The organism is Natronobeatus ordinarius (assembly GCF_024362485.1).
GTDB classification, from domain to species: domain Archaea; phylum Halobacteriota; class Halobacteria; order Halobacteriales; family Natrialbaceae; genus Natronobeatus; species Natronobeatus ordinarius.
Map to the genome: position 1 here is coordinate 3,782,110 of NZ_CP101456.1, position 22,240 is coordinate 3,804,349.

The 22,240-nt window shown below is 63.0% G+C and carries 21 protein-coding genes and 3 pseudogenes; 13 read left to right on the plus strand and 11 right to left on the minus strand.

From position 1 onward, the window contains the following. Positions 1–55: 55 nt before the first annotated feature. Positions 56–538, minus strand: a complete 483-nt coding sequence (locus NMQ09_RS18915; RefSeq protein WP_255192126.1) for a GNAT family N-acetyltransferase — start codon at positions 536–538, stop codon at positions 56–58. Between the two features lie 119 nt (positions 539–657). Between NMQ09_RS18915 and NMQ09_RS18920 the strand changes: the two genes are divergently transcribed. Both NMQ09_RS18920 and NMQ09_RS18925 read left to right on the plus strand, forming a co-directional pair. After that, on the plus strand, positions 658–1,059 hold the full coding sequence (locus NMQ09_RS18920) for a DUF5810 domain-containing protein (protein WP_255192127.1): 402 nt from the start codon (positions 658–660) through the stop codon (positions 1,057–1,059). A gap of 25 nt (positions 1,060–1,084) precedes the next feature. Continuing rightward, positions 1,085–1,495, plus strand: coding sequence for a DUF5809 family protein (locus tag NMQ09_RS18925; RefSeq protein WP_255192128.1), 411 nt, complete (start codon positions 1,085–1,087; stop codon positions 1,493–1,495). A 57-nt stretch (positions 1,496–1,552) separates the two neighbouring features. Here NMQ09_RS18925 and NMQ09_RS18930 read toward each other — a convergent pair whose 3' ends face one another. Next, positions 1,553–3,250 carry an NAD(+)/NADH kinase gene (locus NMQ09_RS18930; RefSeq protein ID WP_255192129.1) on the minus strand — a complete coding sequence of 566 codons (1,698 nt, stop codon included), beginning with the start codon at positions 3,248–3,250 and terminating at the stop codon, positions 1,553–1,555. A gap of 147 nt (positions 3,251–3,397) precedes the next feature. On the opposite strand from NMQ09_RS18930, the gene NMQ09_RS18935 reads away from it, so the two are divergent. Continuing rightward, the gene (locus NMQ09_RS18935) at positions 3,398–3,934 is read left to right on the plus strand and encodes an NUDIX hydrolase (protein WP_255192130.1); all 537 of its coding nucleotides are present in this window, start codon (positions 3,398–3,400) and stop codon (positions 3,932–3,934) included. A 31-nt stretch (positions 3,935–3,965) separates the two neighbouring features. On the opposite strand, the gene NMQ09_RS18940 is transcribed toward NMQ09_RS18935, so the two are convergent. Beyond that, positions 3,966–7,097 (minus strand): MMPL family transporter, encoded by a 3,132-nt coding sequence (locus NMQ09_RS18940; protein WP_255192131.1) that lies wholly within the window; start codon positions 7,095–7,097, stop codon positions 3,966–3,968. Between the two features lie 564 nt (positions 7,098–7,661). Here NMQ09_RS18940 and NMQ09_RS18945 point away from each other — a divergent pair. Continuing rightward, positions 7,662–8,291, plus strand: a complete 630-nt coding sequence (locus NMQ09_RS18945) for an HAD family hydrolase (protein WP_255192132.1) — start codon at positions 7,662–7,664, stop codon at positions 8,289–8,291. Here NMQ09_RS18945 and NMQ09_RS18950 read toward each other — a convergent pair whose 3' ends face one another. After that, on the minus strand, positions 8,292–9,617 hold the full coding sequence (locus NMQ09_RS18950; protein ID WP_255192133.1) for an MFS transporter: 1,326 nt from the start codon (positions 9,615–9,617) through the stop codon (positions 8,292–8,294). It lies immediately after the preceding gene. A gap of 186 nt (positions 9,618–9,803) precedes the next feature. On the opposite strand from NMQ09_RS18950, the gene NMQ09_RS18955 reads away from it, so the two are divergent. The 3 genes and pseudogenes from NMQ09_RS18955 to NMQ09_RS18965 all read left to right on the plus strand — a co-directional run bounded on the left by NMQ09_RS18955 (position 9,804) and on the right by NMQ09_RS18965 (position 12,176). After that, on the plus strand, positions 9,804–10,295 hold the full coding sequence (locus NMQ09_RS18955) for a hypothetical protein (RefSeq protein WP_255192134.1): 492 nt from the start codon (positions 9,804–9,806) through the stop codon (positions 10,293–10,295). Positions 10,296–10,389: 94 nt separating this feature from the next. After that, a pseudogene (locus NMQ09_RS18960) lies at positions 10,390–10,797 on the plus strand (transposase); the annotation flags it as partial. Between the two features lie 104 nt (positions 10,798–10,901). Then, the gene (locus tag NMQ09_RS18965) at positions 10,902–12,176 is read left to right on the plus strand and encodes an IS4 family transposase (protein WP_255192135.1); all 1,275 of its coding nucleotides are present in this window, start codon (positions 10,902–10,904) and stop codon (positions 12,174–12,176) included. 110 nt (positions 12,177–12,286) lie between these two features. Here NMQ09_RS18965 and NMQ09_RS18970 read toward each other — a convergent pair whose 3' ends face one another. Beyond that, positions 12,287–12,697, minus strand: coding sequence for a hypothetical protein (locus NMQ09_RS18970; RefSeq protein WP_255192136.1), 411 nt, complete (start codon positions 12,695–12,697; stop codon positions 12,287–12,289). 397 nt (positions 12,698–13,094) lie between these two features. Next, positions 13,095–14,141: a hypothetical protein gene (locus tag NMQ09_RS18975; RefSeq protein ID WP_255192137.1), complete on the minus strand. Its 1,047-nt coding sequence runs from the start codon at positions 14,139–14,141 to the stop codon at positions 13,095–13,097. 257 nt (positions 14,142–14,398) lie between these two features. On the opposite strand from NMQ09_RS18975, the pseudogene NMQ09_RS18980 reads away from it, so the two are divergent. Continuing rightward, positions 14,399–14,896 (plus strand): annotated as a pseudogene (locus NMQ09_RS18980) (IS1595 family transposase); the annotation flags it as partial. Between the two features lie 396 nt (positions 14,897–15,292). Here NMQ09_RS18980 and NMQ09_RS18990 read toward each other — a convergent pair. Further along, positions 15,293–16,492, minus strand: a complete 1,200-nt coding sequence (locus tag NMQ09_RS18990) for a redox-regulated ATPase YchF (RefSeq protein WP_255192138.1) — start codon at positions 16,490–16,492, stop codon at positions 15,293–15,295. 146 nt (positions 16,493–16,638) lie between these two features. Between NMQ09_RS18990 and NMQ09_RS18995 the strand changes: the two genes are divergently transcribed. Next, complete coding sequence (locus NMQ09_RS18995; protein ID WP_255192139.1) at positions 16,639–17,931, plus strand: MFS transporter; 1,293 nt, start codon at positions 16,639–16,641, stop codon at positions 17,929–17,931. A gap of 103 nt (positions 17,932–18,034) precedes the next feature. On the opposite strand, the gene NMQ09_RS19000 is transcribed toward NMQ09_RS18995, so the two are convergent. Beyond that, positions 18,035–18,646 carry a translation initiation factor IF-2 subunit beta gene (locus NMQ09_RS19000; RefSeq protein WP_255192140.1) on the minus strand — a complete coding sequence of 204 codons (612 nt, stop codon included), beginning with the start codon at positions 18,644–18,646 and terminating at the stop codon, positions 18,035–18,037. 85 nt (positions 18,647–18,731) lie between these two features. Further along, the gene (locus NMQ09_RS19005) at positions 18,732–19,118 is read right to left on the minus strand and encodes a DUF5789 family protein (RefSeq protein ID WP_255192141.1); all 387 of its coding nucleotides are present in this window, start codon (positions 19,116–19,118) and stop codon (positions 18,732–18,734) included. A gap of 147 nt (positions 19,119–19,265) precedes the next feature. Here NMQ09_RS19005 and NMQ09_RS19010 point away from each other — a divergent pair, with 147 nt between their 5' ends. The 3 genes from NMQ09_RS19010 to NMQ09_RS19020 all read left to right on the plus strand — a co-directional run bounded on the left by NMQ09_RS19010 (position 19,266) and on the right by NMQ09_RS19020 (position 20,494). Then, positions 19,266–19,400: a transporter gene (locus tag NMQ09_RS19010; protein ID WP_255192142.1), complete on the plus strand. Its 135-nt coding sequence runs from the start codon at positions 19,266–19,268 to the stop codon at positions 19,398–19,400. A gap of 89 nt (positions 19,401–19,489) precedes the next feature. Continuing rightward, a complete protein-coding gene (locus NMQ09_RS19015; RefSeq protein ID WP_255192143.1) occupies positions 19,490–19,948 on the plus strand; it encodes a MaoC family dehydratase in 459 nt (152 codons plus the stop codon). 120 nt (positions 19,949–20,068) lie between these two features. Beyond that, on the plus strand, positions 20,069–20,494 hold the full coding sequence (locus tag NMQ09_RS19020) for a universal stress protein (RefSeq protein WP_255192144.1): 426 nt from the start codon (positions 20,069–20,071) through the stop codon (positions 20,492–20,494). Positions 20,495–20,671: 177 nt separating this feature from the next. Here NMQ09_RS19020 and NMQ09_RS19025 read toward each other — a convergent pair. Then, positions 20,672–21,708 (minus strand): annotated as a pseudogene (locus NMQ09_RS19025) (tyrosine-type recombinase/integrase). Beyond that, entirely contained in the window at positions 21,705–21,941 is a 237-nt protein-coding gene (locus NMQ09_RS19030; RefSeq protein ID WP_255192145.1) for a hypothetical protein, read from the minus strand. Before NMQ09_RS19030 ends, NMQ09_RS19025 begins: the two are co-directional and overlap by 4 nt. Before the next feature lie 157 nt (positions 21,942–22,098). On the opposite strand from NMQ09_RS19030, the gene NMQ09_RS19035 reads away from it, so the two are divergent. Next, positions 22,099–22,236, plus strand: a complete 138-nt coding sequence (locus NMQ09_RS19035) for a hypothetical protein (RefSeq protein WP_255192146.1) — start codon at positions 22,099–22,101, stop codon at positions 22,234–22,236. Positions 22,237–22,240 lie beyond the last annotated feature (4 nt).

Here is a 22,240-nt window from a genome sequence, read left to right on the forward strand (position 1 = left end):
ACGGTTCGTCGACCATTGCCGATCGACCGTCGTCCGGAGCGTATCGAGTCATGGATCAGAGCTCGAGCGTGTAGACGGCTTCGGTGTACTCCTCGCCGCCGAGTTCGACTTCGGCCTCGTCGGTTCGCTCGAATCCCAGGCCCTCGTAGAACTCGCGGCTCGCCTCGTTCGACGCGAGATCCATCGCGCGCATCCGGCGCATGTTGAAGTCCGCTAAGTCCTCGCGCAGGCGCTCGTGTAACGCCGCGCCGACCCCCTGTCGCTGGTGGTCGGGGTGGACGTACATCCGGAGGACGTCGCCCTCCTCCTCGGAGACGACGCCGTGGGTGAACCCCACGACCTCGCCGTCACGCTCGGCGACGAGCACCGCGGTGCCCGGCTTGTCGATCGCCCGCTCGAGCGCGTCGTCGGCGTACCACTCCTCGACGGTCTCGTCGATCGTCACCGCCTCGAGGTCGTCGTAGGCGTCGTGCCAGGCCGCACGGGCGACCTCCCGGATCGCCTCGCGGTCGGCCTCGGTTGCGGGTCGAATATCCATAACTCGAATCACGCTACAGAGTGACAAAGACGTTGGCCCGACGTGGATAGGCAGCGAGCCCGGAGCGGCCGAGAACGCCGGTCGTGGCCGTTATACGACCGGCGACCGTACCCGCACCCATGGGATACGCCTGTCCGGTCTGCGGCGCAGCACAGGCCGACGAGGTCCACCTCGCGAACCACCTCGGCGTCACGGCTTCGCTCGGCCGGGAGGACCACCTCGAGTGGCTCGCCGAGTACGCTCCCGACTGGGCCGACTGCGGCCCCGATGAGCTGGCCGCGCAGGTCGTCGAGCACGCGCCCGAGGTCGACACCCCCGAGCTCGAGGACGAGGACGGACACGCGGACGCGCCGCCGCTCGAAGCCGAACTCGCCCGACAGACGAGGTTACCGGGACGGGGCGAACTGACGACCCCGGAGGCGTCGACCGCCGAGACCGAGCGCGTCCTCGAGGAAGCCCGCGAGCTGACGCGGCGGATGCACGAGTCGGCGGCGGGTTCGGACGAAGACGAAAACGCGTAACCCCTCGCGGCTCGAGGCCCCGGACATGCACACCGTCGGAACGTTCGATCCCGAGTCGCTCGAGGAGGCCCGCGAGCAGTACGAGTCGGTCGCCCCCGCCGCGGGAACGGTCGTCCGTGAGGTCGCCCGCGCGATGGAATTCGACCGCGAGGAGTTCGGCGACCGCGTCACCGAGGACGTGATCGAGACCGCCCACGACGCCCTGTTCGCGAGCCTGCTCGCGGTCACCGTCAGCACGCGCGAGGAGTACGACGACTGGATCGAGGGCTACGACGGCGATGTGACCGAAGTGGGTCACGACCACGCCGCGAACGTCGTCTGGCACGCTGGCCCCGAGGACGAGGCGGTGGCGGCGACGTTCAACGACCAGGAGGAGGCCGCGGTCGCCACGCTTCGTCGACAGGCGTTCGGGCGGATCTACCGGGCTCGGTTCTAACAGCCTCGGGCCACCGCGCCCGAGGTTGTTTACCCGTGCCCGGTCACACGACTATCATCAGTCGTCCGCGTTGTAGAGTTGCTCGTGGCCCTCGAGCCGGGCCATGAGTTCTCCGTGGATGTGTCCGTTCGAGCCGACGAGCTCCCGTCGTACTTTCTCTGCGTAAGCGTCGAACGGCGCCCCGCTCGAGTCGGTGACCGTCGCGCCGGCCTCGCGGGCGATGAGGACGCCCGCCGCGACGTCCCAGGGGCGGGTGTCGTACTCCCAGACGGCGTCGGCGCTGCCGCTGGCCAGATAACAGAGGTGGAGTGCGGCGGAGCCGAGTCGGCGGACGCCCCGGGTGTGTTCGTAGAAGTGAGCCAGGAAGCTTCCGTCTGGATCGTAGCCCGACATCAGCATACTTTCGTTCAGCTGGGTCCGGTCGGTCGTCGCGATCGGCGCGTCGTTTTTGAACGCGCCGCCGCCGGCGGTTGCGCTCCAGCATTCGTCGGTTTCGGGGGCGTAGACGACGCCGACGATCGGCTCGGATCGCTCGAGGAGGGCGATCGAGACCGCGTAGTTTGGGTTCCCGTTGGCGTAGTTTCCCGTCCCGTCGAGCGGGTCGATGAGCCAGGTGTAGGGCGTCTCCGACTCCTGATGGACGCCTTCTTCGGTCCGGATGGCGTGGTTGGGATACTCGTTTTCGATGGCCGTCGTGATGATGTTCTCAGAGCGGTGGTCGGCCTCGGTGATGACGTCCGAAACGTCGGTCTTCCGTTCGACCTCGACCCGGCCGTGGAGGTCTCTGAGCGGGCCGCCGACGCTCTCGGCGGCCTCCTCGGCAACCCGAAGGGCGCGGTCTTTCAGCTGTCGCGGCCCCTGCTCGACCGTCGCCTCGGCGGGGAGCGTTTTGCTCTCCGTTCCGCGGGCGCCCCAGCCGAGGTGCTCGCCGATCGCGGTGAAGAAGTCGTCGTCGTAGCTCGTGCGGACGACGTAGGCGGGGCGAGTGGCACCCGTGATGGTGACGATGTCGTCGGCGTCGAGGCGAACGTGATGACGACCGCCGTCGACGAGCAGGTCGGCTGCGTCGGTGGGGACGACCCGGATCGTCGTCCGCGCGCTGACGATCAGCGGCCGGACACCCATCCGATGGGTGTGTAAGGGGACGATCTGGAGCGAAGTGTTGTTGGTGGGGTTGTGGATCGGCCCGTTCGCGGAGAGCGAGATGCCGGTCGAGCCCGTCGGGGTGGCGATCGCGAGGCCGGTTCCTTCGTACGCACCGACGTAGCCCTCGTCAGCGAAGACGTCGAGCGTCGTGATCTTCCGGCCGAATGGCTCTTCCGGCGGGACGTGCTGGATCGTGACGTCGTTGATCCCGGTCGCCTCGAGGCCGTCAGCCTCGACGGCGAGTTGTTGGCGGTGGTCGATCGTCGCTCGCCCCTCGACCACCTCCGACAGCGCCGCCTCGAGGTCGTCGACGTCGACTCGGACGAGGAAGGCGAGCGTGCCGGTGTTGATCCCGAGGACCGGAACGCCCCGGGGGACGAACTGCTGGATGCCCTCGAGGAAGGTGCCGTCCCCGCCGACGGTGATGCCGAGGGTTTCGGCGTCGGGATCGTAGACTTCGGCGACGCTCTCGCCCACGGCGACCGTCTCCAGCCCGAGGCCGCGCTCGGCCGTCCACGTCCGCAGTCGCTCGACGACCGCTCGGCTCCGGTCTGCCGGACTGACGATCGCGAGCAGTTCCTCGATGGTGGCCAGTCGTCTCCCCCGCATGTGACGACCGTCACACTCGGCTGAACGCACAAGAAGGGGTCGGTTCACGCCCCGCCTGTGGACGGGGCGGGCTCGAAGTCGCCGATCGCATCGGTATTCGTCGACGAAACGCCAGGTACAATCCACTCGAGCCCGCAGCGACGCACAATGAGCGACCTCGACAACTGGCGGCTGATCGAATCGGCGACCGAGTACGAGACGGGCTGGTACGACGGCGGCTACGACCTGCTCGAGCAGCCCGACGGCACCGAGAAGCGCTACTACTGGGCCGAGTTGCCCGACGCCGTGGTAATCGTCGCCCGACTCGAGGACGAACTGCTATTCGTCGAGCAGTACCGCCCGACGATCCGTGAGACCCACCTCGAGTTGCCTGCCGGCATCGTCGAGGACGGCGAGTCCTACACGATGGCGGCCGCCCGCGAACTCGAGGAGGAGACCGGATTCAAACCCTCGAGCCTCTCGGTGCTCCAGGAGTACGCCGTCGCGACCGGCGTCCTCAGACACGACCGCGCGGTCGTCTACGCCGAGGGGCTCGAGCCGGGCGAGCGCGACCTCGACGGGAACGAGTTCCTCGAGGTTCGGACCGTGCCCGTCGACGAGGCGCTCGCGGTCGCCCGCGAGCCGCCGGCGAACGACTCGACGCTCTCGGCGCTGTTGCTGGCGAAGTCTGACGGGTTGCTCTAGGGACGGCCGACGCGTCTGGTTCGCCCCATCGTCATCCTTCCTTCTCGAGCCGACTCCCGTCCCCGTCGGTCGCGGGTCGGGGCGGTCGCTCCGACGGCGTCGCCTCGAGCGGGACGTCGGGGCCGAGCCAGCGGGTCCAGCAGACGAGCAGGCTCGGCAGGACGAGGACGCTCGCGAGGAAGGCATAGAGGATCGTCAGGGCGGTGACGAGGCCGAACTGCCGGAGGACGGGCAAGATTGCGAGCGCGAGCGTGCCGAAGCCGAGGACGGTGGTCGCGGCGCTGCCGAGCAGGGCACCGCCGGTGCCAGTGACAGTGGTCTCGAGAGCGTCCCGAATACATCCCTGACGCTCGAGTTCGGCGGTGTAGCGAGCACTCACGTGGATGCTGTAGGCGACGCCGAGGCCGATCGTGAGGCTCGTGATCATGCCAGTCAGCACGTTGAAAGGGATCTCGAGCAGCGCCATCGTGGCGAGGATCCAGGCGACGGCGAACGCCACCGGGAGCAGCGTCACCGCGCCGAGGCTCGCGCCGTGTCCCGTCAGCCGGTACGCCAGCGAGAGGACGCCGACGACGACGACGAGCGTGACCAGCAGGCTCCAGAACACCGTCTCGAACAGGTCCTTCTCGACGACGTCGTTGATGAGTGGCGTCCCCGTCGCGGTGCCACTCCAGCGGCCGTCGGGCGTGGGATCGAACCCGGCCCCATCGGCGGTGCCGACGCTGCCGTCGGTCCTCCCGTCCGCCGCCCCGTCCTCGTCGAACGCCGCCTCGAGCGAACGAATTTCGGCGGCCGTCGCGGCACGGTCTGCGTCGCCGCGGACCGAGACGACCAGCCGGACGGCCTCGTACTCGCCGTCCTCGGTTCGGGCGATTACGTCAGCCGCGGCGTCGGGGTCGAGCTCGAACAGTCGGTCGTACAGCCCGGCGTGATTCTGGTCGGGGACGCCGTCGCCCGTTCGATCGGCCAGCTGGAACGAGGCGTTGAACGACTCGTCCTCGGCCGCGACTTCCTCCATCAGCGACAGCGGACTGCGGACGTCGGCCTCGCCGTTGGGGAGGACGTAAACGTGCTCGCTCTCGGCGGCCGCCGCCTCGGCTTCGGCGATCCGTGACAGGGTTTCACCGTCGGTGACGTCACCGGTCACCAACAGCTGTGCCCGGGCGTCCTCGCGCTGGAAGTTCGCGGTGACGTACGCGAGGTCCGCCCCGCTGCGGTACTCGCCGGGGGCAAAGGGCGCCGGCAGCTTCTCGGTCCACGCCGGCGGCTCCGTGGCGAGGAACTCCTCCTGGTCGAAGCTCGTGTCGACACCGGTCGCGCCGTAAACGCCCCCGGCGGTCACCAGGAGGGCACAGGCGAGGACGACGAACGGGGCGCGGCGGGCGGCGGTCGACCCGGCGGAGAGCGCGCGGGCGGCTCGACCGCCACCCGTGCCGAACGCTCGCTTCCGTCGATCGATCCCGCGGGCCTCGAGCGCCTCGTCGAGTTCGACCTTCGCGGCGGGGACGAGCGCCCCGAAGACGAGCAAGGCGGCGAGGATGCCGACGGCGCTGACGAGGCCGAACGCCCCGACCGGGTCGATCGGGCTGACGAGGTTCGCCAGAAAGCCGACCGCCGTCGTCGCAGTGACCCAGACGAGCGCGACGCCGACGCCCGCGAGTGCACCGGCCATCGATCCCCGGACGTCGGCGTCGTCTCCCGACCGACGTTCGCGGTGGCGCATGAAGACGTGGATCGCGTAGTCGATCGAGAGCCCGACGAGCAGGACGGGCACGGCGACGAACAGCTGATTGAACGCGATCCCTGCCCAGCCCATAAAGCCGAACGTCCAGAGCAGGACGACGGCGATCCCCGCCACGCCGAGGCTGATGTCGAGCGGATCGCGGTAGGCGATCGACAGCGTGAGCACGACAAGCGCCAGCGCGAGCGGGCCGACGATCCAGAGGCTGTCGCCGATCGACCGATCGATCTCGTCGACGACGACGCCGAACCCGAAGACCAGGTACGACTCCTCGTGCGCCGCCGCGAGCGCTCGCAACTCGAGCTGTGACTCGACGATGCGTTCTTCGATCGTCCCCGGCCCCTCGAATGCGCCCTCGTCGGTCGACTGCACGACGACGATCGAGCGCGCCTCGGCCGACGTCGACCCCGGCTCGTACGACGCGGGCAGAAAGCGCAGCGCCAGGTCGCCGATCGGCCCCTCGCCGTCGAGGAGCTCTTCGAGGGTCGCCTCGTACTCCGCTTCGGTGAGCGACTCGAGCGCCGCCTGCTGTTCGGACAGCGGCGGCTGGTCGCGCGACTCGAGCGCCGCCCGCTCCGCTTCGAGGCGCTCGCGTTCGGCCCGAATCGCCCGGTACTCCTCGCCGAGGATCCCGACCGTCCCGTCGGCGTACGCCCGATCGCGCGCCGTCTCGAGGCGGCCGAGGCGGGCCGCCACGCTCCCCCTCGGCTCCTCGTGCTCGCGCTCGATGGCGACGATCTCGGCGGTGACCGTCCGCAGCTGCGCCACCGCCCGTTCGTACCGCGCGGCGTCCTCGCCGTCGAGGTCGATCGTCGCGTTCTCGAGCGCCTCGTCGAACGCCGCCTCGAGTTCCGCGGCTCGCCGGTCGTACGTCTCGTCGTCGATCGCCCCGGCGTCGCGCGACGCGTTCAACTCCTCGTAGGACTCCTGGATCGCTACCGTCCGGTCGAGCCCCTCCTCGAGGCGCTCGCCTCGCTCGTTCACCGCCTCCGCGCGTCGCTCGAGGGCCGCTGCGTCCACCTCGAGTTCCGCTCCCCGTTCCTCGCGGATGACCGCCGTCGCGACGACGTTCTCGAGGCCCACGGTCGGCTCGTCGTCGGCGAGCGTCGGGCCGACCGAGTCGTGCTCGCGGATCGCCTGCTGGAACGCGAGCGACTGCACCAGCGACTCCTGCGTGAGGACGTTCTCGTCCTCGACGAGCAACTGGGCGGCCGTCGTGTTCCCTTCGGCCGTCGCGAAGTTTCGCTCGACGTACTCGAGGGCCTCCCGCTCGGTCGACTCGCTCTCGAACTGTTCGAGGGAGGTGTCCGTCTCGAGCGCCGTCACACCGGCACCGACCAGGGCCGTCGCGACGAGCAGGGAGACGAGGACGAGCCTCGAGTGGGTCGTGATGGCGTCGGCGATTCGGCGGGGACCCGACACCGACGATCACCTCGCACGCGCTGTCGACCCGATCTGGAACATGTACGTTGGTACGATCGTTCCGAACGACGAGATATATACTTGTCCGCTCGACTCGTCAGTGGTGTTTCTCAGACTCGAGCGAGACGGATCGAGGTGCTGTGTTACCGCTGATCGCTCGAACGGGGCGGCGATCACCGGGCTCGAACGACGACAGACCGCACGAGAACACCACGAAAGCCCCTGACGCGCTCGACTCCGGGGCTCGGTGCGGTCCTCGGCCTTCGGCCTGCGGTCTTTCCGTCGCCCGGGAGGAACCGAGCGCGTCAGCCCCTTTTATTCCACCCGCGGTGGCCCGGCCGGCCAGCCGACACGGGTGGGAGTAAAAGGGGCTGGCGGCATCCGGGAAGACGGGCGACGTAAGCACGCGAGCAGCGCGAGCGCGCGCAACGAGCCCCTCGACTGGATGCCGCCAGGGGCTTTCGTGGTGTCCCATTCCGAACTGTTCCCAGCGCCACCCCCAAGCGATGCCGGACCCTGCAGCCGACAGACACATATCGTCGAATCACGTACCGTCCGGTCTCTATGGCCCTCGAGTACGACTTCTGGCTGCTCGATCTCGACGGCACGCTCGTCGACGTCGACTGGTCCTACACCCGCGAGGTGTTCGACCGGGTCGGCGACCGGCTGGATCGGCGGTTCACCGACCGCGAGGCCGAGATCATCTGGCACGGGCTCACCGGCTCGCGTGACCACCAGCTCCGGGAGTGGGGAGTCGACCCCGACCGGTTCTGGGACGCGTTCCACGACGAGGAAGACCCCCTCGTGCGCGCCGAACAGACTTACCTCCACGACGACGCTGAATTCGTCGCCGACCTCGAGGTTCCCGTCGCCCTCGTCACCCACTGCCAGGACTTCCTCTGTCAACCCGTCCTCGACAATGTCGGCATCCGCGACTGGTTCGACGTGACCCTCTGCTGTACCGACGAGACGGGGTGGAAACCCGACCCCGACCCCGTCGAGCACGTGTTGGCCGACCTCGGCGTCGGCCACAACGGCCACCGGGGCGTGCTCGCGGGCGACGGCGCCTGCGACGTCGGCGCGGCCTGGAACGCCGGCCTCGAGGCGATCCACGTCGAACGCGTCGGCCACGAGCGGCGGGGCCAGTGCGTCCTCGGGGATTATCGCGTCCAGTCGTTCGACGAGCTGGGCTGATCAGTCGGCAGCCGCCGACGTCGGCCGCTCCCGGTAGACCAGCGGGCTGTAGAGCGCGGCGATACAGCCGAGCGCGCCGAGCGCGCCGATCGCCAGCACCGAGAAACTGGCCCGCAGCCCCATCGTATCGGCCAGGTAGCCGATGATGGCGGGGTAGCCCGAACTCCCGACGAGTGCGATCGTCCAGATGTAGCCGAACGTTCGCCCCTCGTACGCCGCCGGCGTGATGTCGCTGATGAGCGCGTCTCGAGCGGGGTTGAGCCCGAAGATCGTACAGCCCAGGAGGACGAACAGCGCGAACAGCGTGAGCGGGGTGAGCGAGACGAACGCCAGGGTCGTCAGCGCGACCGCGGAGACGCCGAGCATCGCGACGAGCACCGTCCGGTGATCGTACGTGTCGGTCAGCGAGCCGACGACCAGCTGGGCGACGGCGCCGCTGATCAACAACACGGCGAAGTAGAAGTTGGCGATCGATTCGCGTCCGACCTCGAGGCCGCCGAGCGAGAGCGAGAAGCCGTAGACGTCGGCGACGAACACCGGCGCGTACGTCTGGAGGCCGTTCGTGGCGAATAAGATGAAGAAAAACGAGACGACGATCGTCGCGATCGGCACCAGAAACTGCCGCGGGTTCTCTCTGAGCCCGGGCTCGCTCGAGTCGCCGTCCCCGTTCTCCGACGTCGGTGGGCGCGTCTCGTACTTTCCCGACCGAAAGACGACGAACAGCACGGCCGCGAAGACGAATCCGAAGAGGCTGATCCCGACGAGGATCCACTCCCAGGCCAGCACGAGGATGAGCACGCCCACCACGAGCGGCGCGGCCGAGTCGCCGATCTTCGAGGCGCTGCCCCACATGCCAAGCACCTTCCCTTTGTTCTCCGGGGAGACGTTCGCCGAGATGAGCGGGTAGCCGACCGGGTGGACGACGCTGTAGCCGACGCCGGCGAGGAACATCCCGAGCGCCATCACCTGGTACGGCCCGTCGAACGTCGAGCCGGCGAGCTGGAGGGCGGGCAGGCTCGCCCCGACGGTCGGCGCGAGGACGAACACGAGGTAGCCGACGCCCATCAGGCCGAACGCCGGCACGAGCAGGTACTGGCGGTCGACGCGATCCGCGAGGACCCCGATCGGCGCCTGGAACAGCCCGCCCGCGAACATGTAGACGCTGACGAGCAAGCCGAGCTGGGCCAGCGACGCCTCGAGGTCGACGACTAACACCGGGATCAGCGGCGGGAACAGCCGCAAGAACAGGTGCTGGCCGGCGTGGACGCTCGCGATCAGCAGTCCGAACAGCCACTCGTTCCGGGGTAACGCGAACGAAAGACTCACTGTCCGTTCAGGGTCGACACATCGGCATAGTCGTTAGCGTACCGGTCACCGTTGCGGCATCGTCGTCGCCAAACCGCCACCGGACGCCACTCTCGCTACTACTGTGAATCGGAATGATACCGTCTAACCTCAAACAAACATTTCAACCCACAGAAAGTATTTGACATACCATCACTACTATCCTACATGGGTAAAATAAACAGACGACGACTAATTGGTGTGACTAGTGTCGGGATTATGATGCCCCTTTTTGGTTGCCTTGGAATGACATCAGACCCAGACGACGGAGATGAAGAAGACATGACCGAGTCAACTACGAATAGAAATGATGCCGAACAAAGTAATAGAAGCAATGACATGGGAGAAAACATACCGCTTGGAGGATCAGGGACTTTGAAAATACAAAATCTTTCTGAAGAGGCTCAGAACATTGATTTACATGTTGAAAATAAAACCAATGGTGGCACTATTCTCGACATTTCGGTAAACCTGGAGTCTGATGATGAGATTCTTGCTATGGGGGTCCTATCGAGAGAGATAGCGTATGAAGTCAACGTACAATCGGGTGATTTGGAAAAAACACACGCTTGGGAGATTGAGGAAGGCGACAATCTGGTTAATGTGACTGCCAGAATAGGTGATGATGAACTCGACTTCTTCCTTCTGTCTCCACAATAATACCCGCTCTTCTGTAGGAGATTGTTGATGCTGTTTTGCTGTCGCTCTCGAATCGAAGAGAGCAAGGACACCGCGTCAGCGGTGTCCGATACGTATGATTCCGCTCGATGTGTTTGGTTCGGAATCGATCGCAACGGACCTGTTACAGCAGGTTCGCTGGCGTAACGGAATTTCCTGTCCTCGCTGCCGTTCTTGCCCGTTCGGTCAGAACGGCAGCTATGGACACTTTCAGCGCTACCTGTGTAAGAATTGCGGCCGCACATTCAACGACAAGACCGGCACGATCTTCGCCCATTCGAAAGTCGCACTCAGAAAGTGGTTGTTCTCGATTTACGCGTTTCTCCGGTTTAACACGAGTCTCCGCCAGCTTCAGCTCGAAATCGACGTCCAGTACAAAACGATCCACCAGCGCGCCGAGCGCTTCATGAAGGCGCTCGACGCGCCTTCGCTCAATCTCGTCGGTCCCGTCGAAATCGACGAAGTCTACGTCTCTATCCGTCTTTAGCTAAGCGAGAAACCACGTGGCAGCGACGGCTTATCGTGGATACTTTTCGGAAGGAATGAGGAGGTGTCGAGTGTGCACAAAAAACCTCCTCATCTCGGATTATGCGTCGGCTCACTACATTGTTTCCCTCCGAGTTCCTCAAAGAGCACGCCGAGGAACTCGGCGTGGTCGAACGTGACCGCAAGCTCCAGATTCCCGCCTTCGTCTGGGCATTCGTGTTCGGCTTCGCCGCAGGCGAAAGCCGAACACTCGCTGGCTTCAGGCGCAGCTACAACTCGACAGCTGATGAGACGATCTCCCCCGGCGGCTTCTATCAGCGGTTGACGCCGTCTCTCGCAGAGTACTTCCGCGACCTCGTCGAGCGTGGCCTCGACGAGGTCGCTGTCCCTGGCACTGTTGACGCCGATATCGACCGATTCAGGGACGTGATGATCGCTGATGGAACCGTCCTGCGGTTGCACGAGTTCCTTGCCGATGAGTACGAAGCTCGCAAGGAGGAGCAGGCTGGAGCGAAGCTCCACCTGCTCCATAATGCCACCGAGCAGACGATAGAATGGCTTGACGTGACTGATGAGAAAACGCACGACAGCACGTTGTTTAACACAGGATCGTGGCTCGAAGAACGACTCGTTCTGTTCGATCGAGCCTACTTCAAGTACCGCCGCTTCGCGTTGATCGATGAGAACGACGGCTACTTTGTGAGTCGGCTGAAAGAGAGCGCAAATCCGGTCGTAACGGAGGAATTACGGGAATGGCGCGGCCGCGCCATTCCCTTAGAAGGCGAGCAGATCCACGATGTTGTGGAGGATCTGCACCGCGAGTACATCGACGTGGAAGTCGAAGCCGAGTTCGACCGAAGACCGTACGGAGGGACGCACTCACGCGATACGAAGCGGTTTCGCGTCGTCGGCGTCCGCAAGGAGGACGCCGACGACTACCACCTGTACATCACGAATCTCCCGAGAGAAGAGTTCTTGCCGTCGGATCTAGGGACGATCTATCGGTGTCGGTGGGAGGTGGAGTTGCTATTCCGTGAGTTGAAGACGCAGTACGAACTGGACGAGTTCGACACGACGAAGAAGCATGTTGTCGAAATTCTGCTGTACGCGGCGTTGCTGTCACTGCTGGTGAGTCGTGAATTGCTTGATCTGGTCACCGAACAGGCGGACGATGAGATCGTGTTTCCGCCGGAACGCTGGGCGGCGACCTTCCGGTCGCACGCCCAGCTCATCCTCCAGGAACTTGGCGAATATCTCGGCTACTCGCCGCCACCGCTGCTCAAGCGACTGATCGACGACGCACAGAAGACCCACCAGCAACGGCCAGTGTTACAAGAGACGCTCGCTACCGCTACGCAACCGAGGTGTGAGTCTTAGCTAAAGACGAATAGGATGAATTATTAACACTTGCCGTGTCAAGTTTTCTGTGGCACCCTCGTTAGATGGTGTGGTTTCCGCCGATAAGGTGATTAAATAGATATATGGCACTAATCTCTATGGTACATGAAATAAACGCCATGTTCTGGATGTACAAAAAAATTGATTATGTATTCTCCGCCATCTAATGACGCTAACTCTATCGTATCCTCTTCATCATACCTTTCTGAGTATCCTTGGACGACCAACGAATCTGCCTCGTTAGGCCATACCTTATCTATTTTTTTACTTCCTATTCTAGAATCATGTTTTGGTCCTATTGTATAATTCTCGCTATGGACTTTTTCGCCATCATCAATAATATCCAACTTTATTACTTGTTCTTCTTCAGTATAGTTTCCCAGATGCAACTCAGATAAGTAACCACCTTCATCATCATTATTATTCAAACACCCTGGTAAAAACAAAATCCCTGTGATAATACTTTGTACGAATAAACGCCTGCTAGATGGCCCCATCATTTTAACATTTGAGGCCGTAATATAAATAAGTTTTCATCACTTATGATGTTCAGATGTTTTCAATTGTCACGTGGTTAGTGGCATATAATTCTTAGCAAATAATTATTGTTTCATTCTGAGATGCACTTGACAGAGTTCTAAGTTCCGTTCCGAATCGTTTGAATCATAACTCTGATGTCAATAACTGAGTACGTTCTTCGTGAGACATCCAAATACCGCCGCTCCGTATTTAACCGTTATAAGGGCCAGTTTCAACTACATATTAGATGATTATAGCAGCCCGTCAATAAAGCCGGCAGGGTGAATAAACAGTCTTGATAGTCATACACTATCTATAATTGTATAACAAAAGTAGATTAAAATTTTACTATTAATCTAATGCAATATACCCTAGTACTTATTTCTCCGACACTTTCATCGGGATATCTGCCATGTAGAATTTTTCATCAAGATCGATGTGATTGGAGAGTGCTCGGGACTTTGACTCATCAAGAATATTATTTTGAGCAGACATGGGCGATACCTCTCTCAAGTTTAGGAATTCTTTCACATCCTCAGACATATCTTCAGGATGTTTTGAAGAGATCTCCTCTGGTTGACCAAATGGGGAGATACCGTCGTCCTCGCTTTGGAACGTCTCAAAAACGAAATCGAACTCAGTGGGTTCAACCTGACTACCTCCACCCCACATCTCAAGTTCAAATTTGGGCCTAGAAGACGTACGATCAGTCAGCACTTGACAGCGTTGGTAATGGTGAACTCCTTCCTCCCAGCCCCGAGGCGGACCACAAAGAAATCCCGACCAGTCACACTTTTCGGGTTCAAATTCAAACTTAAGTCCATCATCCTCGTGTACATCTGTTCTAACCACGTCGTTAACAATGCTAGCTGCCGACAATCCCAAGCCTAGCGGTTTATTGACTAAACCTACAGCAGTCGAAAATGCAGTGAGTGTCGCACTGCTCATGTCTGCACCTTCGAAGTTCCCTGTATCACCTTCAGGTAACCCACCGTAAAATTCATCCAAAGTTAGTTCAGCGAATCCAACCCCATCGTCAATAGGATTAAGTTCATGTCCTATATGATTTACTCTGGTATCTCTACCTAAATAGCTATCCTCTTCATCGCGTCCAACGCTGCCGGCGAAGCAGACATCGTGTATCCAGTAATCCGTTGACTCCTGAAATATCGATCCATAGTATGAGACACATACTCCGAGCTTTTCGACTACCTTGTCCAGAGGCCAGCTGTAAGCATCAAATGTCCATTGATCAACAGGGTCCTTACAATTAATGTCTATGTCGTCATCATTACACGCGTCCCCCGCATCTAGAGTATTCTGACTCTTTGTCACATCATCCGCCTGTGCAACTTTGGCGGACGAAAGGGCAATGGGCAGTGATGAAGCGGTTCCAACTGACTTCAGGATTTTTCTTCTCCGCATGATTCAAAGATCGAAGTATTGGGATATTAATCTTTCTATTTGGAGTTACATTCTTGTCTTATATTATATCGCCAGTACAATGTACCTACGAAGACTACTGATTTCGATTGGCCGGACTGTCTCAGATGCGTCTCTCATCGGTGAGGAGAGCGACCCTCACTACCCTTTCTCGTATGTATCCTACACTGCTAACGGTTGAGCGTTCAAACAAGGCCTTCGGAGAGTATCCAGGTGTGAGGCCTAACTAAAGACGAATGGTCTACGTCTCTGTAGGAGAAAGGCCGCGAGCGCGATCAGCCGTCGCGCTCGCGTGGCCTGCCCACGCGCGGCCGAGAATCGTACGAACAGGACAAACCGCCGGTGTTCACGATCGTCGGTCGTGGCACCGGCAACCGGTACGTGATCCCTGCGAAATCCGCCGACGAATCGACGATTCGGCTCCTTCTCGCAAACTGCGAGAAGGAGCCACTGACCGTCTATACTGACACGGATCTCGAGCGTACGAACCACTGGAGAAGGACGACGCTTTCGAACGCGAATACGTCGTCCACGGCGACGGCGAATACGCCGATGACGACGTTCACGTCAACACCTGCGAGAGCCACGGATCGCTGCTGCGACCGTGGCTCTCGCCACATCGAGGCATCTCGAAAGATAAACTTACACAGTATCTCCGAGCGTTTCAGCTTCGACGAGAATTACTGCGAAAACCGGGAAGGGAAGCACTCAAACACGCTATCAAAGCGACGCTGTGAGATCAACAAAGTGCTACACAAGAGCGATAATACCTATTATTCTCGACTTACGCGTTCCTCCGGTTTAACACGAGTCTTCGCCAGCTTCAGCTCGAAATCGATGTCCAGTACAAGACGATTTACCCCTCTACCATCCGTCTTTAGCTAATACTCAGAGTAATACCGAATAACACCGTTTTGGAGGTGGGTTTCGTCAGTATACGACCGCTGCGGGGCGAAAAAGCAGTCTCTGCATTATCTGTACTGTTGACTCTCAGCCGCATCAGCGGTTCAGCCGCTAGATTCGTTCGACTAATACCATTAAGCATAATTCTGCCACGGAGTATAACCAGCAGTCTTAGCTAAAGACGAATGACCCCTCTACTAATCGGGCCTGTGCCGATCAGGACGGGCAGCTCAGTTCGTCGTGACGATCTCCACCACGTCCCGGGACTGGATCTCGTACTCCTTCCCCAGCTGACGGTTCGTGCGACAGTCGATCGCATAGAGGAAGCCGTCGCCGATGTCGGAGTGGAGGCTGTAGGCGAAATCCTCCGCGGTCGACCCCTCCGGGAGCAGGTAACAGTCGGGGAGCACCTCGCCGCGTTCGTTTCCGAGGCCGTTCGCCCCGCCGGGGAACACCGGAACGACGCCCAGGACGTCGAACAGCGCCGTCTCGAGCGCCGCCTGGACGCCCGTCGCGCCGTAGGCGTCGAGGAACTCGCGAATCTGCTCGAGGCCCTCCTCCTGCTCGCTCGAGAGGTCGCCGGTGATCTCGAAGTCGTCGTCGCCGGGGCGGTAGTCGACGACGCCGGCCTTGTCAGCGGATTTCAGCGCCTTCTCGGCGTGAGCGCTGCAGGGAACGATCGTCAGGTGCTCGTACGCCGGATCGTTCGTGATCTCAGCGTAGTTTTCCTGGGCTTGCGGCGTGTCCATCTTGTTCGCCGCGATCACCATCGGCTTCGTTTCCTTGCGGATCTCGCGGGCGAGCTCGAGCTTGTCGTCGTCGTCCCACTCGGCCGGGTCGAAGCCGACGTCGGTCCGCCGGATGAGGAGCTTGATCTCGTCTTCGTTCGTCTTGAACGCGCTCATCTGTTCGGCCAGCTCCTCCTCGATGGCGTCGTCTTCGGTCGTGTAACCCGACTCGTAACGATTGATCCCCTTCTCGAGCACGCCGAGGTACCACTGGTCGAGTTCTTCCTCGAGGAAGGCGATGTCCTCGCGGGGGTCGTGGCCCTCGGTGGGTTCGCCCTCGATGTCGGTCGTCCCGGAGAAGTCGACGACGTGGACCAGCACGTCGGTCTCGTTCAAATCGGTGAGAAACTGGTTGCCAAGGCCCTTCCCCTCGTGTGCGCCGGGGATCAGCCCAGCCACGTCGACGAGTTTGGTGGGGACGAATCGCGTGTCGCCCTCGAGATAGCCGACGCTCGGGGTCGACACCTCGTCGAACTCGGGGGCGGCGTCCTCGACGCGGACGTAGGCCTCGCCCACGCTCGGGTCGATGGTGGTGAAGGGGTAGGCGCCCTCGGGCACGTCGTTCATCGTCGCGGCGTTGAAAAAGGAGGACTTGCCGACGGAGGGTTTGCCGACGAGTCCGATCCGGTGACTCACGCTCATTATCCGTGCCTGGAGCGGCCCGCCTAAACGGGTTACTGTCCGACCGCGCAGTGGTACGGTATTCCGTGGCCTGGGTCGGAGTGCCGGTCACGCGGTCCCCGCCGTTCGTCACAACGTTTACCGTGGGATGCGAGAAACCACTCCACGTGACACTTCTGTCGAACCCGCGGAAACGGCGGTGGCTGGCGTGGGGCGCGCTGGCGCTCGTCTTCCTGCTCGTCAACGTCCACCGTCTCTCGACGGCCGTCCTCTCAGAGCGGCTCACGGCGGCGTTCGACACGTCGGCCGCCCAGCTCGGAACGCTCCATGCCGCCTTCTTCGTCGTCTACGCACTCGTCCAGATTCCGACCGGGGTGGTCGCCGACCGGATCGGCCCCCGTCACGTCGGCTCGGCCGGCGCCGTCGTCCTCAGCGTCGGCGCCGTCGGGTTCGCCCTCAGCGACGGCTACCTGGGTGCGTTCCTCTCGCGAGGCCTCATCGGACTGGGCAGCGGCGTCATCTTCATCTCCATCCTTCGATTCTGCGCGAACTGGTACCGGGCCGACGAGTTCGGAACGATGACCGGGCTGACCGCCGGCGTCGCTGGCCTCGGGGCCATCCTCGCCACGACGCCGCTCGCGCTCACCGTCGCGGCCGTCGGCTGGCGACCGACCGTTCTCGGGCTGGCCGCCGTTGGCCTCGTCGCCGCCGTCGGCGTCGCCGTCCTCGCGCGGAGCTCTCCCGCGGACGCCGGCCTCGAGCCGATCGAGGGCGTTCCCGAACAACCCTCGGTGACGTTCGCGGAAACCGCCGGCCACCTCCGAACGCTCGCGGGCGACCTCGAGCAGTGGCTCCTCTCGATCGTCTTCTTCGCCGGCATGGGGGCGCTGCTGACGCTGCTCGGGCTGTGGGGGGTTCCCTACCTCGTCGTCGTCTACGACCTCGACGTGACGACGGCCTCCTACTTCACCCTGCTCGGCTCCGTCGGGCTGCTCGTCGGCCCGCCCACGATCGGCTGGCTGTCGGACCGACTCGAGCGACGACTGGCCCCGATGGCCGTCGGCCTCGCGCTGTTCACCGTTTCGCTCGCGGTGGTCCCGGTCTTCGGCCGGCCGCCGCTGCCCGTCGTCGCCGTCGCGTACTTCGCGAGCGGTTTCCTCGTCGGCGCCGCCGTGCTCTCGCTCACCGTCGTCAAGGAGCGCTACCCGCCGGCGGCCAGCGGCGTGGCGACGGCGACCGTCAACACGGCCGGCTTCGTCGGCGCCGCCATTTTTCCGGCGCTGATGGGCCTGGCGCTCGACACCTACCGGACGGGCGACGTCGTCGGCGGGACCGTCGCCTACACGGAGTTCGGCTACCGCGTCGCGTTCGCTATCGTCGCTGGCGCCGTGGCGGTCTCCTTTTGCTGCTCGCTGTGGTTGCTCGCCCGGGACCGGGCGGGATCGAACGCCACGTCGTGAGCGGGGCCGGTGTGGGAGACGCGAGCGCCAGTAAGCCGGTGCAAGTTGCGAGTACCGCCACGGGGACGAGCTGAGAGAAAAGGTCAGTCGTTCTCGAGGAGCGTTAGGCCAGCCGGGCGAACGCGAGGTTGCCGGAGATGTTCTCGATGTAGATCTCGACCACGTCGCCTTTCTGCGCGCCGGGGACGAAGATGGTGTACTTGCCCTTCTCGGCGACCCCGTCGCCCTTGCGGCCGGTGCCGGTGATCTCGACGGTGTAGGTCTTGCCCTCCTCGACCGCTTCGCGCTGTTGTTGCTGTTGCTGGCTCGAACTGCGCTTGGTCACCGGTCGGAACGCCCCACAGGCGTCACAGCGCAGCATCGGCGTGCGGTCCTCACGAACGAGGCGGGTGTCCGGCAGGCCACACTCCGAACAGCGGACGTACTCCTCGACGTAGGCGTCGACGGTGGCGTCGAAGTCACTCCCGGCGAAGTTGCCGTTGTACCGACCGCGGCCGTCGGCGAACTTCCCGCTGGTCCCCAGTTCGCGCTGGACGAACCGGTGGAGGTGCTCTGCCTCCCGGGAGAGGACGTCGGCGATCTCCCCGAGATTGGTGAATCGGGTGAACGCACCGTCTTTCTGCGCCTGTGCGTCCGGAATCTGCAGTCGTTCTTCGCTGCCGCCGATGTCGGGAACCTCCTCCATCGCTCGGTCGAGACTCGACTCGTAATCCATACGCGTGGAAAGCCGCCCGCGACGTAAATCGGTTCTGCTATTACTCTCCGGCCCGCCGGGCTGCGGTCCGTCCCCACCGAGGCGATCAGCGCGAGTCGCTTTCGCCCTCGCTGGGCGAGCCGCCCGCCTCGTCGTCGAGCGCCTTGAGGTCGCGTTCCGGGTTGGCCTCGTGGACGTCACCCGCCTCGCCCGTGAGCTCGCCGTAGATGGCCTCGCGCGCTTCCCCGGGCGAGTCGAACTCCTCGTTCGCCAGCCGGTCGAAGACGCTCCCGAGCGACTCGGTCTCGTTCGGCAAGTCGATCGGCTCCGAGCCGTACTCGATCGCGAGCTCCTCTCCCGTGACGGGATACTCGAGCTCCCCGAGGTGGGACTCGACGTCCTCGAGGATCGACTCGGTCGTTTCGGCCCGGCTCGCCTTGCGTTCTTCGGCCCGGTCCTGGACGCGGTCGCGGCTTCGGCCCTCGTCACTCATGCGTTCCGGGGTACTGCCAGCGGCGGGAAAAGCAGCCGGCCGGCGAGCGCGGGCCCGCGACCGCACCGTGCGCGTGGTCCGACGGCCCCTTCATCGGGTGGGAACTGCCGGCAACGGAACTTCCCCGTCGGTCGTGGTATCCCTCGTATGGTCAGACTCTCGACGATCGTGATCCTCGTCGGCGTCGGATTGCTGTTCGTCCCGATCCCGCCGATCGCGACGATCCTCGGCGCACTCGTCATCCTCGCCGGCATCGCCCTCCGGACGTTCGCCGACCGGTGACCGCTCGAGCGACGGAGCCGGACTCGCAGACGGCCGGATCGTCGACCCTCGCCAGAACCCTTATTCATCACACCCTGCATTAGATTCCCATGACGCGATACTTCGAGGATCTCGCGGTCGGGGACACGTTCGAGGTCGGCAGCTACACGGTGACGAAAGACGAAATCGTCGAGTTCGCCGAACAGTTCGATCCGCAGCCGTTTCACCTCGACGAGGCGGCGGCCCAGGAGTCGATGTTCGGCGAACTCGTCGCCAGCGGGCTGCACACGCTGTGTCTCTCCGTCCGACTGTTCGTCACCGAGTTCGTCACCACCGACGACGGCCTCGCCAACATGGGCGGTCTCGGGATGGACGACCTGCGCTGGCACCAGCCGGTGACGCCGGGTGAGACGCTGACCCTCCGCATCGAGGTGCTCGAGAAATCGCCCTCCGAAAGCCGAGCCGACCGCGGCTACGTCGACTTCAGGCGAAGCGTCTGGAACGAAGCGGGCGAGGAACTGCTCTCGATCGTCTCACACAACGTCGTCCGCCGACGCGAAGAGGCCTGACGCAGGTCCGTCGCCGACGCTCGAGTCAGCACCCCGCCAGCGTTCTCCCACAACGCCGACCGAATCAGGCACCAGCAGGTCGGCAGTTTATCCCGCCAGTCGTCGAAGTGCCCCACGGTAATGTACCAGCACGTTCTCATCCCGACCGACGGGAGCGAGGGGACACAGCGAGCGATCAAACACGCCGTCGCACTCGCTCTCGAGCTCGAGGCGACCGTCCACGCCCTCTCGGTCGTCGAGAGCACGGGCGCGACGAAACGCGATCAGCTGCGGGCGGACCCCGAAGCGGAGGCCAGAGACGCGCTCGAGCCGGTCACGGAGGCCGCCGACGGGGCCGACCTCGAGGTGACGAGTACGATCCGCGAGGGCGTTCCAGCGGAGGAGATCCTCGCCTACGCTTCCGAGAACGACGTCGACATGATCGTGATGGCGACCCACGGCCGCACCGGCCTCGATCACGTCCTGATGGGCAGCGTCGCCGAACAGGTCGTTCGCAACTCGACTGTCCCCGTCGTGACGGTCCGCCCCACCGAGGAGGCCACGTGACGACCGGTCAGGACGTTGCAGTCACGACCGGCGACTGTCTATTCGGGCGACCTCGAGGCGATAGTACCAACCGAAACGGTTTCCGAACTGCTCGCAGCGGAAATTTCCAGTATCCGCCCTCCCCGTATGAGGGAACTCGCCCGTCGTTACCTTTCGCTAACTGTCTTGTCGTGGTGTTCATAGTTCGAAGAACCTCCGTCGTTGCTCCGCTTTCTGGCGCTCACTGCGCCGGTCGTAATGCTTGTCCAGAATCTCTTCACTCGCGTTCATCCGATCGGCCACCAGGGACCGATCCTCGTCGGCGAGACGATGCGCCGTCACCCGACCGCTACGAACGTCGTGGGGCGATCGGGACGACGGGCACTGGCTCATCTTCGAGTAGTGAGTTGCCTCACAGCTCACCGGGTCACGGTCGTGCGGGCAGGCCATTCTCCTCCAGCAAGGTCGGGTCACCCGGTAGAGGGTATCCCGGCAGGCCGAGATGGATACACGGCCGTAGCGAGTCGTCACGAGCGGCCGACGACCGTGTTCATCCACGACGTCGGGTCGAGGACCGTCGATGAACTCTTGCAACGTCTGAGCGACGTGACTGCTAATCGCGTTCCACCGCTCGCCCTTTTCACCGTTCTTCAGCGGTGTGTCGGCCTCCGGCCGGTGGACGAAGTGTACCGCAGGCCCATCCGCTCGAGGACGATCCCCTTCCAGGTCGAGATCACCGAGGTCGAGTGCACGAAGTTCGCCGACACGGCATCCAGTGTGCCAGAGCATGAGCACAATGACGTGTCGACGACTCGCGTACTCGTAGCGTTCCAGCCAATCGACGATCTCGACGGCCCGATCGGGGTCGAGCGTGGAGTCGCTGACGTCATTCCCATCGGTTCGCGGAAGCGGAACCTGATCGAACAGGTCTTCGCGAACGGCGTCGATCTCCCCACAGAACCGGAGAAATGCGCGCATCGTCGCCATTTCTCCCCGGAGAGTGACCGTCTTGAGTTCCTCACCCGAGTAACCGCCCTCGCGACGCCAGACGCGGTACGCGTACATGTCGCGACCTGAGAGGTCGTTCAGGTTCGCGATCCCTCCTCATCGCACCACGCGACGAACGCTCGTAGGCGGTAATCCTGTGCTTCCGTCGTGTTCGCGGCGATGTCATCGCGTGCTTCGAGGTAGAGGTTCACGACTTCCGAGGGCGTGATCGGCTCGAGGTCGCTCATGCAGATCCCTCCCGGAGCGTGTCGTACGGTCCGACGCGCGTGAGCAACCGGAGATCGTCGCGGTGGACGGTCTCGTCGGTCGCCAGGTTGTGCAGCGCCTCGAAATCGGGGTCGTAGTCGTCGCCGGCGTAGGTGCGCGCGCACTCGGCACACCAGAAGTGGTGATTCGTCGCTTCCCAGCTGCGGTGGCCGCGGGGACACACCCACTTCCACCGATCGATCTCATCGTCCAAGTCAATCGTCGTCTTCGACATCGGTCGAGGCTGACGGCCCTGCTGGTAAAAGGCCACATCCTTGGATGCACGGTGAAAGTGAACGTTAATCAGTGAAGCCGTCTCGAGGCCGCTTCCCCGGTCATAACCGTAAGAAACCGGATTTTCGGGACTGTCCGTGCGAGTGAAAGTAGTCCAGGCCGTGGGCTGTGGGCCGCGGCCCGATCGATGCGCTCGATCCCACCGCACCGCCCGGGGTCGGGCCTCCCTCGAGGGAGATCTCGACGCCGACGACCTCGAGCCCGACGAGCAGTGAGCGA